The sequence below is a fragment of the Dongia sp. P2_B8 genome (assembly GCF_056404715.1).
The window spans coordinates 330255-347301 of sequence record NZ_JBFUDM010000001.1 but is presented as its reverse complement, the minus strand read 5'-3'; the positions used below and the strand labels follow the sequence as shown (position 1 = coordinate 347301).

The following is a 17047-nucleotide window of genomic DNA, read 5'->3' as shown; positions in this document are numbered from 1 at the left end:
TTGCAAGAATCCCGTTGCGCCCATGAATCGCCCAAGCCAGCCATATCTGCAGCCCTTTCCCCTGGCCATTGCCGCCTGTCGCCGTGTCTGGGCAGAACGGGATGATTTGCTGCGCCTGGGAATCATACCCTTCGTGCCCCTCTATTTGCTGTTCCACGGGCTCGAAGCGACCCAGGCCACGATGTATGAGGAATTGCGAAAAGGTGTCGGTGCGGACCCGTCAGTCCTACTCGACATGATCCTGCGCATGACCTTGTCGAGCCTGGGTCTCATCGCTGTGATCTCCGTCTTCAGCGTCAATTGGATCCGCCAGATAACGATGGGGCACGTGGCAGTACCGGGTCTCGGCCTCAGCCTCAGCCTGCGGCATCTGAAGTTTGCTTTGGTCATGGTGATGCTGGTGGCGATTTCTTTCGGCGCCTCCCTGGTCATCAGCATCGTGCTGTCCTTGGTCGGCCTGGCGACGATCGCCTTATTCGGTTCGATGCTGGTGATGGTGGTTGGCTATCTGGCGCTTTTCACGCGCCTGTCACCAGCCTGGATCGGCATCGCCCTTGATGCGCCGATGCCATACAAGACCGCCTGGGCACGGACCAAGGGCCAGGGTGGGCGGCTGGTCGCTGCCTTGATGATCCTGGCGTTCCCGGCCTTTGCCGCACAATCCCTGCTGGCGCTTCTGTTTGCCGGCCTCGGTCTCTTGCAGGCGGCACCGCTTGCCTTCAGCGCTCTCTCATCGTTCATTTCGCTCGCCTATATGGCGGTGCAGGTGACGCTCTTCGTGCTGGCCTATCCCCGCTTCGTCTCGGAGACCGTGTGATGCCGGTCGATGTCAAGATCTGCGGTCTGAAGACACCGGCCACAGTAGCGGCGGCGATCGATGCCGGTACCTCCATGGTGGGCTTCAACTTCTATGCAAAGAGCCCACGCTACCTGACGCCGGCGCTGGCCGGTGAGTTGGGCAAGCTGGTGCCGTCAAGCGTCACCAAGGTCGGTCTCATCGTCGATGTGAGCGACGAGGTCATTGCCGGCATTCTTGCCGCAGCGCCGCTCGACCTGTTGCAGCTTCATGGCCATGAAACGCCGGCGCGGGTGGCTGAGATCCGGACCCGTTTCGGCCTGCCGGTGATGAAGGTGGTGAGCGTCGCGGACGCTGCAGATATCGCCACCGCGCATGATTACGAAACGGTGGCCGACCGCCTGCTGTTCGATGCCAAGCCGCCCAAATCCATGGCCAACGCCTTGCCGGGCGGGAATGCCCTCTCCTTCGATTGGGCGTTGCTCAAGGGCCACAGCTTCAATTTGCCCTGGATGCTGGCCGGCGGGCTCAATGCCGGCAATCTCCGGGAGGCGGTGACGCGAACCGGGGCCGCTGCGGTCGATACATCGTCTGGGGTCGAGGATCGCCCTGGCGAGAAAAATATAAATAAAATCAAAGAGTTCATAGCGTTGGCGCAGAGCCTCTGAGGGGCTCTGCGGGTGGCGTTAGGGCTTTGACCTTTGCCCGCTGCTATGGTTGATTGCGCCCTTCGAGCGAATCTACTTGTTTTGACCCGATTTTCCCCGCGTTTCGGAGCTTTGATCCCGTGAGCACAGCCGCCGCCACCCCTCCCAATTCCTACCGCACCGGGCCGGATGAACATGGCCGGTTCGGCATCTTCGGTGGCCGGTTCGTGGCCGAGACGCTGATGCCCCTCATCCTCGAGGTGGAGGCGGCCTATAACGCGGCCAAGATCGATCCGAAATTCGCCCAAGAGATGGATTATTACCGCGCCCATTATATCGGCCGGCCGAGCCCGCTTTATCTTGCCGAACGCCTCAGCCGTGAGTTGGGTGGCGCCAAGATCTACATGAAGCGCGACGAGCTCAACCATACCGGCTCGCACAAGATCAACAATTGCATGGGCCAGATCCTGCTGGCCAAGCGCATGGGCAAGACGCGCATCATCGCCGAGACCGGCGCCGGCCAGCATGGTGTGGCGACGGCGACCGTGTGCGCGCTCTTCAACCTGCCCTGCACGGTTTATATGGGTGCCACCGACATCGCCCGCCAGCAGCCTAACGTCTTCCGCATGAAGCTGCTGGGCGCCGAAGTCATTCCGGTGCATAGCGGAACGGCAACGCTCAAAGATGCGATGAACGAGGCGTTGCGCGATTGGGTCGCCAATGTCGAGAACACTTTCTACATCATCGGCACAGCTGCCGGCCCGCATCCCTACCCTTCCATGGTGCGCGACTTCCAGTCGGTCATCGGTGTCGAAGCGAAGGCGCAGATACTGGAGGCCGAAGGCCGCCTGCCCAATACGCTGGTCGCCTGCATCGGTGGCGGTTCAAATGCCATCGGCCTGTTCCATCCCTTCCTCGATGATCGCGAGGTCGAGATCATTGGTGTCGAAGCCGGTGGCGATGGTGTCGAGACCGGCCGTCATGCCGCCTCGCTCACGGGCGGCCGCCCCGGCGTGCTCCATGGCAACCGCACCTACCTGCTGCAGGACGGTGACGGCCAGATCATCGACGCACACTCCATTTCGGCTGGCCTCGATTATCCGGGCATCGGGCCCGAGCATTCCTGGCTCCACGAAATGAAGCGCGTGAAATATGTCTCAGCCACCGATTTGGAGGCGCTCGATGCCTTCCAGATGCTGGCCAAGGTCGAGGGTATCATTCCGGCCCTGGAACCGGCCCATGCTCTCGCTTATGTGCAGAAGCTGGCGCCGACCCGCCCCAAGGACCATATCATCATCATGAATCTGTGCGGTCGCGGCGATAAGGACATCTTTGCCGTTGCCGAACGTCTGGGAACGAAACTATGAGCACGCGGATCGAACGCCGCTTCGCCGATTTGAAAACGGCGAAACGCGGTGGCCTGGTGGTGTTTGTGACTGCCGGCGACCCCACTTACGAAGTGTCACGCGAAATCATCCTCAGCCTGCCGAATGCGGGGGCCGACGTGATCGAGATCGGCATGCCGTTTACCGATCCAATGGCGGATGGCCCCGCCATCCAGGCATCGTCGTTGCGCGCCCTCAAGAACGGCCAGAACATGCCCAAGACGCTGAGCCTGGTGCGCGAATTCCGCGCCAAGGACCAGAAGACGCCGATCGTGCTCATGGGCTATTACAATCCGATCTATTCCTATGGTGTCGAGAAATTCCTGAAGGACGCCAATGCCGCCGGGGTCGACGGATTGATCGTGGTCGACCTGCCCCCCGAAGAAGACAGCGAATTGTGCTTGCCGGCGCTGAAGGCCGGCCTGAACTTCATCCGCCTTGCCACCCCCACGACTGACGACAAGCGCCTGCCGACAGTGCTCAACAACACGTCAGGCTTCGTCTATTATGTCTCGATCATGGGTATCACCGGCACCCGCACGGCATCCGACGTCGATATCACCGCTGCGGTCGGCAGGCTGAAGCGCCACACCGATCTGCCGATTGCGGTTGGTTTTGGCATCTCGACGCCGGAACGCGCTGCGGCGGTTGCCAAGGTCGCGGATGCTGCCGTGGTCGGTTCCGCCGTGGTCAACAAGATCGCCGCCGAGATCGGCAGCGACGGCAAGCCCGGACCGCACGCTGCCCAGGCAGCACTTGACCTTGTGAAGAGCCTCGCCGCCGGCGTCCGCGCCGCCAGGGCTTAAGTCGTTACTGGCCTGATCGGAGAACAACAAGATGAGCTGGCTCACCAATTTCGTCCGGCCGAAGATCCGCAAGCTGGTCCAGAAGACCGATGTCCCGGAAAATCTGTGGGACAAATGCCCGGCCTGCGGCCAGATGATCTTCCACCGCGAGCTTGACGCCAATCAGCGCGTTTGCACCCATTGCGGCCATCACATGCGCATCGATGTGAAGACGCGCCTCGAACTCATGTTCGACGAGGGCAAGTATGAGCGCATCGAACTGCCCAAGGTCGCCATCGACCCCCTGAAGTTCAAAGACCGCAAGCGCTATGCCGACCGCCTCAAGGAGGCGCAGGCCAAGTCCGAGGAGCAGGATGCCATCGTCGTCGCCTATGGCACCATGGCCGGGGCCGACGTGGTGGTAGCCGCCTTCAATTTTGAGTTCATGGGCGGCTCCATGGGCATGGCGGTGGGTGAAGGTCTGGTGGCTGCCGCGGGCCTCGCCGTGAGCCGCAAGGCCGGGCTCGTTGCTGTCCCGGCGTCAGGTGGCGCGCGCATGCAGGAAGGCATTCTCTCGCTTATGCAGATGCCGCGCTCGGTCATCGCCGTCGACCAGGTCAAGGAAGCCGGCCTCCCCTTCATCGTCCTGCTGACCGACCCCACCACGGGCGGCGTCTCAGCTTCCTTCGCCATGCTGGGTGACATACAGATCGCCGAGCCCGGCGCCCAGATCGGCTTTGCCGGCGCCCGCGTGATCGAGGAAACCATCCGCGAGAAGCTGCCCGAGGGCTTCCAGCGCGCCGAGTATCTGCTCGAACACGGCATCATCGATCTCGTGATTGCGCGCAAGGACCTGCGCGAGCAGATCGGCCGTGTCATCTCGCTGCTGACCAAGAGGCCGGCTGCGGCCTAAAATTCATGGCGAAAAGTCCGACCAGCGACATCGTTCTCGAACGTCTGACCAAGCTGCATCCCAAGCTCATCGACCTGGAGCTTGAGCGGACGCAGCGCCTGCTCGCGGCCGTGGGGCACCCTGAGCGCCAATTGCCCCCGGTGATCCATGTCGCTGGCACCAATGGCAAGGGCTCGGTCATCGCCTACCTGCGGTCGATCCTGGAAGCTGCCGGCTACCGCGTCCATGTCTATATCTCGCCGCATCTGGTGCGCTTTCATGAACGCATCCGCTTGAACGGCAAGCTCATCGACGAGAATTTGCTGATTTCGCTGCTGGAAGAATGCGAGCATGCCAATGGCGGCGTGCCGATCACCTTCTTCGAGATCACGACCGTGGCGGCCTTCCTCGCCTTTACGCGGGAACCGGCCGATATCGTGCTGCTGGAGACCGGCGTGGGCGGCGAATTCGATGCCACCAATGTGATCGACCAGCCGATCGCCACCGTGCTGATGCCGATCTCCTTCGACCATATGCAGTTCTTCGGCAACACCCTCACGCTCATCGCCAAGGCCAAGGCCGGCATCATGAAGCAGGGCCGCCCGGCGATCGTCTCGCCGCAGCCCGATGAAGCTATGGCCGTGTTCGAGGCCAAGGCCACCGAACTCAACGTGCCGATGCATCGCTTCGGGCGCGAATGGCAGTGCGACGGCGATTTGAAGAATGCCTTGCGCTTCACCGACAGCCGCGGTCCGCGTGTCTATCCGGCACCCGGCCTTGCCGGCCGGCACCAGTTCCGCAATGCCGGTTGCGCCATCGCCGCCACGGCGGTCCTCGATGGTTTCAAGATCACCGACGCTCATATCGCGGAGGGCCTGCGCAACGTCACCTGGCCCGCACGCATGCAGCACCTGGTCAAAGGCCCACTGGTCGACATGCTCCCAAAAGACGGCAAATGGGAATTGTGGTTGGATGGTGGGCATAATGCCGAAGCCGGCGAGGTCATCGCCGCTATGCTGGCCGATTGGCGTGCCCAGGACGGCAAGCCGGCACATCTCATCTTCGGCATGCTCAACACCAAGGACCCGGTCGCCTTCCTGAAGCAGTTGGCGCCCCATGCCGAGGATATGGCGGCCGTCGCCATTCCAGGCGATCACGCCAGCCTGTCGGTCGAGGATTGCGTCACCGCTGGCGCCGAGGTCGGGCTGCTGAGCCAAGGCTATCACTCCGTCGAGGCCGCCTTGCGCGCCCTGGTCGATGCCCATGGCGGCAGCACTGAACCGCGCCGCGTGCTCATCTGCGGCTCGCTCTATCTGGCCGGCACCGTGCTCGCCGAGAACGACTGAGCGTCAGTCCGGAAAGCTGAGCCGGAAGTCCTGTTCCTTTGCCAACGCAGCCAGCGTCGCGAGCTGCTGGCGGGCCCTGCCATCCGACGGGTTGCGCGATAACCGTGCCAGCAAGCGCGCCCGGTCGACGATCATGTCGACATAGGGCAGCGGGTCGGCTGCCGTGAATTGCGCAAGATCGCCAGCATAGCGTTCGACCCGGTCCCATTCACCCACGCGCATCGCCCAATCGATCGCAAATCCCCGGAAGAAGATGTGATTGTGCGCCATGTTGGTCTGGCGCAACAGATCCTCGCCCCGGTTGATCGCCTCGTTCGCCGCCGGTTGCGCGCCCAGGATATTGGCGCGGATACTCATGATCAGGGCGCCGGCGAAACCGACACCCGTTTCCAACGATAGCGCTTCGGAACGTTGCGAGAGTGCCTCCGCTTCCGCCACCTCGCCCGCATCCATCAGGCTCATCGCCAGGATGATGGCGGTAATGGACTCGTAGCGCCTCGCGCCGATCTCGATGGCGAGATTCATGGCGGCCCGTGCCGATATCGCCGCCTCCTTCCAACGCCAGGCCGCCATCAGGATAAAGGCCGCAGATTCAAGACCGAACATTTCGCCAAAGCGATCGCCGACGCGAAGACCGGCAAGGCGTGCGGCTTCGACATCTTTCAGGCCCTCATCAAACCGGCAATAGAAGACATGGCAATTGCCGATCATGCCGCGGTTGGGCGGCAGGATGCGCAGCAGGCCGGCCGCCTCTGCGGTCTCGACCGAAGCTCTGAAATGCTGCTGTGCCAGCCCATAATGGCCCTGCAGGTAATAGGCATCGCCAAGCCCACTTTCCGCCCGCGCCAGCCATTCCGGTTGACCTGCCCGCCGCGCCGCGTCCAGTGCCACGGTATGTGCAGCCAGGCAATCATCCGCTAGGCCGCGTGCAAAATGGAGATTGCCGCGGAGATAGCTGATCTCGGCCAGGAGGGCGGCCTGGTCTTCGGCAGTAGCGATCGGCTCGGCCGCGGCGAGGCAGGCCAGGGCCTTCTCGATGTCGCCTAACTGCCGGTCGCAGGCAGCCAGGCCGATCAAGATGCAGCAGCGATCAAGTGGTTCCGGTTCGGCGCCCAGCGCGATCTCAAAGGCATTGCGCGCCATCTGCGCCTCGCCGATGTCGAGGTGGCGTCGTCCGGCGGCCAGGCCCAGCTGACACCGATCCCGTGCGCTGCGCGCAAGGGCCAAGCCGCGTGCTGCCAGCCGGGCGGCGCGATCGAGGTGATGGAACGACGCTTCGTGCTCGGCGGCGCGGCGATAAGCATCGGCCGCCTCTTCGACCTCGGCCCGGTCGAGATGTTCGGCATGGAGGATCGGGTCCTCCGCCACATAAAGGTCTGCCGCCTTGCGGTGGAGCGCGCGACGGCGCTCCCGGGTCAGCGCGGAGTAGATCCCATCATGGATCAGCGCATGAGCGAAGAGGAAGCCGCCCGGCACCGGGCGCAGAAGCTGGCGCCGCAGCATGGAGGTCGCATCGACATGCGCGCGGTCCAGCAGTCGTGCCAGATCCGCGCCACTGAACTGCTGCCCCAGAATGGAGGCCGCCTGCAATGCCGCGCGCTCGCTTTCCGGCAACTGGTCGAGGCGCGCCAGCACAACATTCTGCAGCGAATCCGGCAGGTCGTCGGCATCCCCGCTCAAGCGGTTGCGCAGCAATTGCTCGAGAAAGAGCGGATTTCCCTCCGCCCGCGCCACGCAATGGTGGGCAAATTCGTCGAGCGTGACAGCAATATGCCGCGACATCTCCAGCGCCTCGCCTTCCGAGATCGGCGCCAGGTCGATCGTGATAACGTGACCGACGCGCAGATTGGCACGCCAGCTGGCATCGATCGGATCCGGATCGATACGACTGGTCATGAGCAGCATGGCAGAGGCTGCCGCCACACAATCCGCTATGACGGCCAGGGTCGCCATGAAATTGGCATCGGCCCAATGAATATCTTCGATCACCACCAGCATGGACTGCTTCGCTGCCGCAGTAATTAGCAAGGCAGCCAGCGCCTGGGCCCGGACGGCATGACGGTTCGCGTGGCTCATTGCTTCCAGCCGCCGCTGCTGGTCTGGATCGAGCGGCCGATCAAGGAGAGATGCAACCAGCGCCAGCTGCAATGGATCGAGATGGTCAAGACCGCCGGACACTTCCACCAGGGCGCGGGCCAATTGCCGGTGTGGATCACGCTCGGCGCCGGCACCAAAATCGAGAATACGCACGACGATCGCATGGAAGCCGCGTCGGCGGGCATGGCGTATCACTTCTTCCGTCAGCCGCGACTTGCCGATTCCGGGGACACCCCGGATCAGCAGCGCAGCACCTTTGCTATCGTTCCGGCAGGCAGACAGCATCGTATCAATCTGGGCAATCTCGGACCGGCGGCCAACGATGGGGCGGTGGCCCTTCTGGGCGACCAGCGGTGCGCCCACACGGTAGACCGCGACCGGGTTCGGCAGCCCCTTGATCATCTGTTCGCCGCACGCTTCGGTCTCATGGCTTTGGGTGAGGTGCTGGGCGATTTCCGACGATATCAGGGTCTCGCCCGAGCCAGCCAGTTCCATCAGCCGGGCGGCGAGGTTGACGGCTTGACCGACGACCGTATAGGTGCTGTGCGCGGCGCTGCCCAGGCCACTTGCCAGGACCTCGCCCACTGCCACGCCGATATGGACTGACAGTTCCTGGCCGATTGTGGCCGACAGGCCCGGCATCGCCTCGTGGATGGCCTGCGCGGCGCTGACGGCACGTTGCGGGTCGTCGCCATGCGCCACCGGCGCGCCGAACAGGGCCATGACATTGTCGCCCATATGCTTGTCGATGCGCCCACCGAACTGCAGGATGATCTCGTCGGCCATGGCGAAGAAGCGGGCCAGCAGCGCATGGGTCTCTTCCGGGTCGACCCTTTGCACCAGCGCGGTATAACCAACGAGATCGACGAACATGACGCTGACCGGACGTCGTTCCGCCGCCTCCTCGGTTACCGGTGTCTGGCGGCGAAGGTCGCGGCCGCAACCGCCACAAAAGGCATCGCCGCTGTCATTGGCAAATCCGCATGCAACGCACGCGCGCGGGAGTGCTGCGCCGCAAGCAGCGCAGAATTGTCGTCCCGCTTTGTTTTCGACAGCGCAGGCAGCACAACGCATGGCCTGTCCCAATTTTGCAGCACATCCGTGCAGACACTAGATTGCGCCTGACGCCACCGACCGGCAACCGGCAAAAGAAAACCCCGCCGCGGCAGGGCCGGGCGGGGCTGTCGATCGCGATGGATGCGCGGTCAGATGACCGAGTTCACCCAGTCGAGCAATTTGCGCTTCGGTTCGGCACCGACCTTGGTGGCCGCAACCTGACCGTCCTTGAACAGCATCAAGGTGGGCACGCCACGGATACCATATTTCTTCGGCGTCGCTGCGTTGCGGTCGATGTCGACCTTCACGACTTTCAGCTTGCCGTCCAATTCCTGCGCGATCTCTTCCAGCGCCGGTGCAATCGATTTGCACGGGCCGCACCATTCCGCCCAGAAGTCGACCAGCACCGGCTGCGTGGACTTCAGGACGTCGGTGTCGAAGCTCGCGTCGCTAACGTGGGTCGTGCTCATCCCGTCTTCCTTCCCAAAGGACTTGCCAAGAGTATCGGCCGTCCAATTCTACACATGAACGATGCTTATTAGTGAAGCTTCGTATGGGGTGAATCTATGGACGCCTGGAGGCAGCGTCAAGGTGAGGCAACCGCACAAATCGGCAGGGCTGCTCAGGACGCATAACTCTCCAGAGCCGCATCCGGGATCGCCATCAGCCGTGGCTCGGCGCTCCAAAGCAGATAGCAAGAGACTGTATGGTTTGGATAAATTCCCATGATCGCAGCGCGGTAAAGAGCCAGCTGCCGGAGATATTGTTTTGAGACCTGCTCCGGCTGCATGGCTGGCGGTCGGTTACTTTTGAAATCGACGATATGGCAGTCGGTTGCCGTCACCAGCAGCCGGTCGATCTGCCCGCTGACGACCTGGCTGCGTCCGTCTTTTCCCAGCAATTCAGCGACGATCGGTACTTCGGCGCGCGACAGAGGCGTGAAGACATGGGCGAATCGCGGATCTTCGAGAACGGCCATGACCTCGGCCACCAACTCGTCCAAGGCGGCATCCGTCGCCAGCAATCCGCTCGGCCGGTTGATGGCGCCGAGCCAACGCCGCGCCGCGCTGCGCCGTTCGGCGACAGGCAGATCGGGCAACAATTGAAAGAGCTTGTGAATGACCAAGCCGCGTTGAAAGCGGAAACCCTGATCACGCCCCAAGGGCGAGAGCAGCGGACCGCCGCTCTCTGCCGTTCCGGCCTCGCTGCTGGGGCGCGAGGGAATGAGCGGGCGCGGCGGATCGGGTTCAGCTTCCGCCGGCTGCAATGCCCAATCCAGGTAGGGCAATGTGAGGTCGAGCGGCAAACCGGATTTCGCCGCCATGTCGCGTGGTGCGTCCTGCTGCGGCGTCGTCACCTGCAGCCAATCGCCATCCCACCCTTCTTCGCCACGCCAATCGCTGGCGCCCTGGCGCAGGCCAGGATCACCCAGCCGCAACATGTCAGTGAGCGCGTCCGACACATGATCGTGCCAGCTCGCCTGGGCCGAGTTCCGGTCGCCACGCCAGCCGCACACATAGAGCCGATCTTCAGCGCGTGTCAGCGCCACATAAAGGAGCCGATTCTCCTCCTCCTGCCCGCGCCGGTCAACTTCGCCCCGTGCAGAGGCAGTGACCTCAACATCGAGCTCGCGCCGTGCGACCCAGACGGGAATTTCCAACGCCGGCAGATCCATCCTTTCGCCCAGCCAGAAGAGACCCGGCCGGTTCGGCTTCTGCCGCCTTTGTTCAGCAACGAAGACGATCGGCGCCTGCAGCCCTTTGGCGCCGTGCACTGTCATGATCCGCACCTGCCCGCCGCCATCGTCGCTGAGTTCGCGCTTCACTTCCGCCTCGCTGACCTCGAGCCAATGCCGGAAGCCTTGCAGCGACGGCGCGTTGTTCTGCTCGAAGCCAAGAGCAAGGTTGAGGAGTTCGTCAATCGCCTCGCCGACCTGCAGGCCAAGACGTGCGAACAGAAGCTTGCGTCCACCGCCCGCGGAGAGGAGATCCGCCAGCAATTCATAGGGGGTCAACCGGTCGGCACGTGCGCGGTAATCGCTGAGGCGATCATGAATGGCGCGGTGACGTGGTGACTTGGCGGCTACCCGGCCCAACTCCTCCCACAGGCTCGAGGTTCCGCGCTCCACGCAAAGGTCGAACAATTCGGTTTCATCCAAGCCAATGAGCGGTGACTTCAGCAAGGCTGCCAGATTGAGATCATCTTCCGGCAACAGCAGGAAATCGACGAAGGAGAGAATGTCCCGCACCGCAAGCTCGGATAGCAACTTCAACCGGTCGATGCCGGAAACCTCAACCCCTTGCGCCTTCAAGGCCCTCACCAAAGCCGGCACGAAGGCGTTGCGCGAACGCACCAGCACCAGGATATCCCCGGCACGGATCGGCCGTCCGCGCGCCGGCAGGATCTCACTGCTGCGGATCAGCGCCGCTACCTTCCCGGCGATGGCAGCAGCCAGTCGCGTGATTGGATCTGTCGGATTGGGATCGATGGCCGGCGTCGCCCAGGGCAACGGGATCGTGGCATCCAAGGGAATGGAAAGCGGCCAGACCTCGACCAGGCCGGCCGCACCACCGCGCGATGCCAAATGCTGTATCGGCCCGGCTCCTGGCTCCATCACGCCCTGGCTGGCATCGCCGGCGAAGACCCGGTCGACGACGGACAGGATCGCGGGGCTGGAGCGGAACGAGACATTCAACTTGATGTTCTCGAACGGTGTCCTGGTGTCCGTCTTGTCATGCGGACGCGTCAACTGCGTATCGAAATGATCTCGCGCATCCAGAAACGCGCGCGGCTCAGCACCCTGGAAGCTGAAGATCGACTGCTTGAAATCGCCGACTGCGAAGATCGAGCGCGGCTTCTCCGCAACCTTGCTGGCCTCCGCGCGTCGTTCCGCACCTTTGCCGGAGATGAGTTCCTCGGTGAGAGACTTCAGAATATCCCATTGCACCGGGCTCGTATCCTGCCCCTCATCGATCAGCACATGATCGATACCGCCATCGAGCTTGTAGAGCACCCAGGGAGCAATCCCGGGCCGCGCCAGCAGATCGCGCGTGGTCAGGATGAGATCGTCGAAATCGAGCGCCGCCGTCAGCGCCTTCAGGCCTCGGAACCGTTCCATAAGATCGAGACCCAATGTCATCAGGGCGCTTGAGTCGGCCAGAATCTCGACAGCATGCAGTTGCGCAACGATCTGGGTCAGCCGCTCGGCCTCCCGCGCCATGACTTCCTTGGCATCGGGCATGATCTTGACCGCCTTGGCCGTCGCCAGATTCTTGCGGACGTCACCTTCCTTGGTGAAAAACACAGCAACATAGGCATCGAAACTCGCCGCGCGATCGGCAACGGCCCCGGCCAACCAAGACGCCATCACATCGGCGCGCTTGATATCGGTCTCCGAGCCCGACAGCAGAGCCGCAACGACGGCACGTAACGCTGTACCATCGAACGCCGCCTCGATCACCGCCTTGGACAGGATCGTTTCGCGGCTGCTGTCCGGATCGATGCGCAGCAGGCGCGCCAGGGCATGGCGATAGCCAGCAATGCCGCCCATGCGCCGCTGCAGGGCAATGAGCTTGGCGCGTTGGCCCAGGAGATCGCCCAGCACCCGGTCACTGGTGAATTCCCCAGCGCGCTCGGCAAGATGCCCGAGAGCCGCGGCCAAGGCAGGATTGGTGCCCGTCCTTGCTGCACTCAGCATCGCTTCGCGTGCATTGAACAGCAGCGCATCCGAATCCCGCTCTTCAATCAGGCGGAAATGCGGTGCGATCCCCGCTTCCAGCGGAAAGCGGCGCAACAGCGATTGGCAGAAGGCATGGATGGTCTCGATCCGCATGCCACCCGGTGCATCCAGCACCTTGGCAAAGAGACCACGCGCACGCGATTTGAGCGGGGTCAGGCCGACATCAATACCGACCAGTTCCCGCAACTGTCTCTGGAGATCGGCATCCGGTATCGAGGCCCATTCCGCCAAGGTGGTCGCAACACGGTTCGCCATTTCCGCCGCACCCGCCTTGGTGAAGGTGAGGCACAGGATGCGCTCCGGCCTTGCCCCTTCCAGCAGCAGCCGCAACACACGGTCACGCAGCACCTTGGTCTTGCCGGAACCGGCAGACGCCGAGACCCAGGTCGACAAAGCGGGATCCGCTGCGCGGCGCTGGTCACGGGTAGCAAGCGCGGTCGGCGATTCTGATGTGCCCGCCGTCATGCCTCGCCCTCGTTCGACCATTCGGCATAACGGGCGAGATGGGCATAATCGTTGAAGACGAGGGCAAAGGATTCACGAGGTGCTGCCATGTAGGCGGCATCGTCGCTGCTATAATACTGCACCAGTTCCATGAGCCCCTGATAGGCGTCATCAGCCAACACCATCGGGTCGGCATCGGATTTCGTTTCTGGATCCTTGATGGGTACGATTGTAGATCCATCGCGGCCACCTTTGAGGTGCCAGAACTCCAACCCGGCAACCAGCGTTGCTGGAATGTCTTTAAAACCGCCTTGCCAGGCGATCGCGGCCTCCAACGGCAGTTGCGGCGAGAAACCAAGGACAACATCGCGCGGATTGGGCGGCCGGCCGGTCTTGTAATCAATGATCACCAGTGCGCCATCGCGCCGCACATCCAGGCGATCTGCCTTGGCGGTGAGCGTGAAGGGCGGCGACACTTTGTCGAGTATCATCTCACCCGTGCTCTCCGTCACGATGCGCGCAAGATTGCCTTCACGGGCACGCATTTCCGCAACGAACCAGCTTGCCATCTGGCAAAAGCGCGGCCACCAGAACGCCCAGACGGCGGGTCGCGACATATGCTGCTGGAATTCCTCCTCACCCACCTTGATGAGCCGCGGTTCAGCATCCGGCGGCAATGGCAGCGGGTTGTCCCGCAGGAAGCGATCGAGAATGCCATGGAACAGATTGCCAAGATCGGCCGCACCGGCATCCTGATCCAAGGGGTCGAGCGGCTTCAGCTTCAGGATGCGCCGCGCATACAGCACATAAGGATCGCGCATCCATTTTTCGATGTCGGTGACCGGCAACCGATCCGGCCGGTATCTGGCGCCAGGCTTCGGTGCCGGACGGCCGATCGCAGCAACACCTGTCAGCCAATCGAGCCGCGCCTGCCAACCGCGATATTGGCTGGGGCCATCGATCGGCTCGACGATGCCCAAGGCACGGAGGAAAGCGTCAAGGCGCAGCAACCAGCGCGACGGCACGCTCGGCTTGCCACCGACGCGTTGCGCGCGCGTCATCACCACGCGCGGTGCACCCAATGCCTGCTGGAAGTCATGGGCCGCGAGACCGATCTTGCGTTCCAGCGAGGGCAGGCCGAACTTTTGCCGCATCGGACGGCTGAGCCAGGGATCGATCGCCACATCGCCGGGCCAGATACCTTCGTTGAGGCCACCCAGCACCATGAGATCGACTTGTTGCAAGCGCGCTTCCAAGGGGCCCCAGATGAAAAGGCGTGGGTGCAGGCCAAAGCGCGGCCGCACGTCGACGCTGGTCATCAATTCTGTGATCAGCGCCGCGTAGCTGGCCGCATCGATCGATGCCATGCCGCGCGCTGCCTGCAACATCTCAGACGCAAAACCGGCGAGCGCCTCGCCCGCCTCGCCTTGCCACAGAAAAAGACTGCCCTCCCCTTCCGGCCGCGCCGCCAAGGCTTCGGCGAGGCGGATATGCGCGGAGAGCCTGTCGGCCAAAGGCATAGGCTGATGCCAATCCGCAAACGCCGACAGCAAATCGGTAAGCCGGTCGAGGATCGCGCGCACGGCCTGTCGATCCGCCCCTTCATGAAGTTCGGCCGCGGCAAAAGCCTCTTCCAAACCGTTCAAACCCGGTGCGGGCCGTGGCCCGCGCAGAACCTTGCGCTCCAGCACGCGTACCTGCTGCTGAAAGGTCGCGTGTGGCAGGCCAGCCGCCGCCAGGGGATGTTTCAGCAGGGCCAGAAGCGGCACCGGCGCCAGCTGTTCCGCCATGGCCTCGGCAATCAGGCGAAAGAACAGGCCAGGGCTTGTCATCGGCAAGGGCGTGCCGGCGGAATCATCGATGACAATGCCCCAGCGCCGCAGTTCCGCAGCGACCCGGCGCGCAAGGCCACGATCTGGCGTCACCAGCGCCGCACGATAAGGCGCCGGCTGCGCCACGGCCTCGCGCAATCTCAAGGCGATGATGCCAGCCTCTTCCTGCTCCGTGCGGCAATCGATGCGCTGCACGTCGTGCCAGGCCAATTGCGCTATTCCCGTCGGCTTTTTCAAGGCATCGGCGATGGCGGGCCAATCGCTCGTCACGTCCGCCGGCAGCAAAGCGGCACTGACGATGCGGTTGCGGGTCGGCGGTGCTGACCGCTGCGGTCCCTCTGGCAGGGTATGCGGCCACGACCACACGGCATCCGGTGTGATCTCCAGTCGATCCAGCAAGTGCGCCAAGCCGAATTGCGGATGGGCAGGATCCAGGACGATCTCGTCCCAGATCTTATTGTCCGCCGTGCTGTCGAGGCCCGGCAGGACCACAAGACCCTGCGGCAGTCCGGCAATGGTGGCGATGAGATCGGCGCTGGCGGGGATCGAGCCGGTCGAACCCGCCGCAATGATGGGATGCTGCGGTGGCCGTTCACGCCACAGGCGGCACTGCCGTTCCAGCAGCATGTTGCGGCGCTTCGCGGCGTCGACAGCGCCTTCGCCTTTGAGAATCTCCGGCCAATTCTGCTGCAGGATATCGAGAAACTGGAGGGTCAGCTGCCAATGCGCGGCCAGTTCCTCGGGCGCCAGATTGCGGATGTCGGCAAAATCAAGCCGCTCGGTTTCGACCTGATCGAGAAGACGCGCAAGTTCGGCCGCAAGCCGTGCCGCCTGGTCGAACGAYATGTCGCCACCGCCCGGCAAGGTCGCCGCCGCTGCCTTCTGCACCAACTGCGCCAAGAGCAGATGCCGCCGCATGGCCGGCATGGAAGGCGGCAATTCATCGCCGAGGCCTTCGCCCAACGAGAGATCGAGCGCGATGCCCTGCAGGCCCAGCTCGCTCTCGTCAAGATCGCCGAGCGGCATCAGGCGCGGCAGCATGAGAGCGCGACCGCCACTCGCCCCCAAGCGCAGGAACGCTTCCTGCACCGCACGGCAGGCACGACGATTGGGCAGCAGGATGGTGATGGCACTGAGGCTGAGCGGATCGCCCGCCGTTTCGCGCAGCAATCCGAACGCCAACGCATCGACGAAGCTGACGCCGGTCGGAATGCAGCAAATGCGCGAATCGCGGTCGAACAACCCCATGAGCCCACCTATTCCGGGAGGGGAGCTTGGCCTAGAATCTGATGCCGTGGAAGCTCAAATGCCGCTCGACATCAAGGAGGTGCTGCGGTGTCGAGACGTGATACCACTCGCCGTCATGGCGAAGACCGAAGAGGCGGTCTTCCTCGATCGCCCGGTCCCACACGACATTGGTCGAAAATGCACCTTGCGGCGGATCGCGGAACAGGCGCGGATGGCAGATCTGGATGCCGGCATAGAGGAACGGCGCCACGGCCCAGGAGTTGCGGCGGCGCACGCGGCCTTCCTGGTCCATGGTGAAATCGCCCTTGCCGTCATAGCCTACGGCAGACACCGTTGGCTGCAACAGCAGCAGCGCGTCCATGCGCGCATCGTCCCAGTTCGCCGCGAGCCTTTCCAGCGCATCGGTCTTGCCGTTGAGCCAGATGATCTTGGCGTTAACGGCATAGAACGGTTCATCGCCCAGCAAGGGCAGCGCTTTGACGATGCCGCCACCGGTTTCCAATATCTCGCTTTCCTCGGAATAGACGATGTCGAGATCGCGCCGACCCTTGAGATGGTCCCGGATCTTCTCTCCTAGATGGTGGAGATTGATCACCACCCGCTTTACCCCCACCGCCTGCAGCCGGTTGAGCACGACATCGAGCATCGGCACGCCCAGCACCGGCACCAGCGCCTTGGGAACCGTGTCGGTATAGGGCCGCAGCCTTGTGCCGTAACCGGCTGCCATGACCATGGCGGTACGCGGCACTTTGACGTGGGAGTTGGGCAAAATCGACATCC

At 63.1% G+C, this 17047-nt stretch carries 11 protein-coding genes; 6 read left to right on the top strand and 5 right to left on the bottom strand.

Features of this window, described 5'->3' with window-relative positions; translation table 11 throughout:
- Positions 1–22 precede the first annotated feature (22 nt).
- The 6 genes from AC1DWZ_RS01495 to AC1DWZ_RS01470 all read left to right on the top strand — a co-directional run bounded on the left by AC1DWZ_RS01495 (position 23) and on the right by AC1DWZ_RS01470 (position 5851).
- Positions 23–817 (top strand): hypothetical protein, encoded by a 795-nt coding sequence (locus AC1DWZ_RS01495; RefSeq protein WP_477167091.1) that lies wholly within the window; start codon positions 23–25, stop codon positions 815–817.
- Positions 817–1464, top strand: a complete 648-nt coding sequence (locus tag AC1DWZ_RS01490) for a phosphoribosylanthranilate isomerase (protein ID WP_477167090.1) — start codon at positions 817–819, stop codon at positions 1462–1464. Before AC1DWZ_RS01495 ends, AC1DWZ_RS01490 begins: the two co-directional genes overlap by 1 nt.
- 119 nt (positions 1465–1583) lie before the next feature.
- Positions 1584–2810, top strand: coding sequence for a tryptophan synthase subunit beta (trpB, locus tag AC1DWZ_RS01485; protein ID WP_477167089.1), 1227 nt, complete (start codon positions 1584–1586; stop codon positions 2808–2810).
- The gene (trpA, locus tag AC1DWZ_RS01480) at positions 2807–3634 is read left to right on the top strand and encodes a tryptophan synthase subunit alpha (RefSeq protein WP_477167088.1); all 828 of its coding nucleotides are present in this window, start codon (positions 2807–2809) and stop codon (positions 3632–3634) included. The genes trpB and trpA overlap by 4 nt, the downstream gene beginning before the upstream one ends.
- Before the next feature lie 31 nt (positions 3635–3665).
- Positions 3666–4526 carry an acetyl-CoA carboxylase, carboxyltransferase subunit beta gene (gene accD / locus AC1DWZ_RS01475; protein ID WP_477167087.1) on the top strand — a complete coding sequence of 287 codons (861 nt, stop codon included), beginning with the start codon at positions 3666–3668 and terminating at the stop codon, positions 4524–4526.
- Positions 4527–4531: 5 nt separating this feature from the next.
- Positions 4532–5851 carry a bifunctional folylpolyglutamate synthase/dihydrofolate synthase gene (locus AC1DWZ_RS01470; protein WP_477167086.1) on the top strand — a complete coding sequence of 440 codons (1320 nt, stop codon included), beginning with the start codon at positions 4532–4534 and terminating at the stop codon, positions 5849–5851.
- A 3-nt stretch (positions 5852–5854) separates the two neighbouring features.
- Here AC1DWZ_RS01470 and AC1DWZ_RS01465 read toward each other — a convergent pair whose 3' ends face one another.
- The 5 genes from AC1DWZ_RS01465 to AC1DWZ_RS01445 all read right to left on the bottom strand — a co-directional run bounded on the left by AC1DWZ_RS01465 (position 5855) and on the right by AC1DWZ_RS01445 (position 17045).
- Positions 5855–9022 (bottom strand): adenylate/guanylate cyclase domain-containing protein, encoded by a 3168-nt coding sequence (locus tag AC1DWZ_RS01465; RefSeq protein WP_477167085.1) that lies wholly within the window; start codon positions 9020–9022, stop codon positions 5855–5857.
- Between the two features lie 131 nt (positions 9023–9153).
- Positions 9154–9474, bottom strand: a complete 321-nt coding sequence (trxA, locus tag AC1DWZ_RS01460) for a thioredoxin TrxA (protein ID WP_477167084.1) — start codon at positions 9472–9474, stop codon at positions 9154–9156.
- Positions 9475–9626: 152 nt separating this feature from the next.
- A complete protein-coding gene (addA, locus tag AC1DWZ_RS01455; protein ID WP_477167083.1) occupies positions 9627–13208 on the bottom strand; it encodes a double-strand break repair helicase AddA in 3582 nt (1193 codons plus the stop codon).
- Positions 13205–16267: a double-strand break repair protein AddB gene (addB, locus tag AC1DWZ_RS01450; protein ID WP_477167082.1), complete on the bottom strand. Its 3063-nt coding sequence runs from the start codon at positions 16265–16267 to the stop codon at positions 13205–13207. Before addB ends, addA begins: the two co-directional genes overlap by 4 nt.
- 31 nt (positions 16268–16298) lie before the next feature.
- The gene (locus AC1DWZ_RS01445) at positions 16299–17045 is read right to left on the bottom strand and encodes a nucleotidyltransferase family protein (protein ID WP_477167081.1); all 747 of its coding nucleotides are present in this window, start codon (positions 17043–17045) and stop codon (positions 16299–16301) included.
- Positions 17046–17047: the final 2 nt, after the last annotated feature.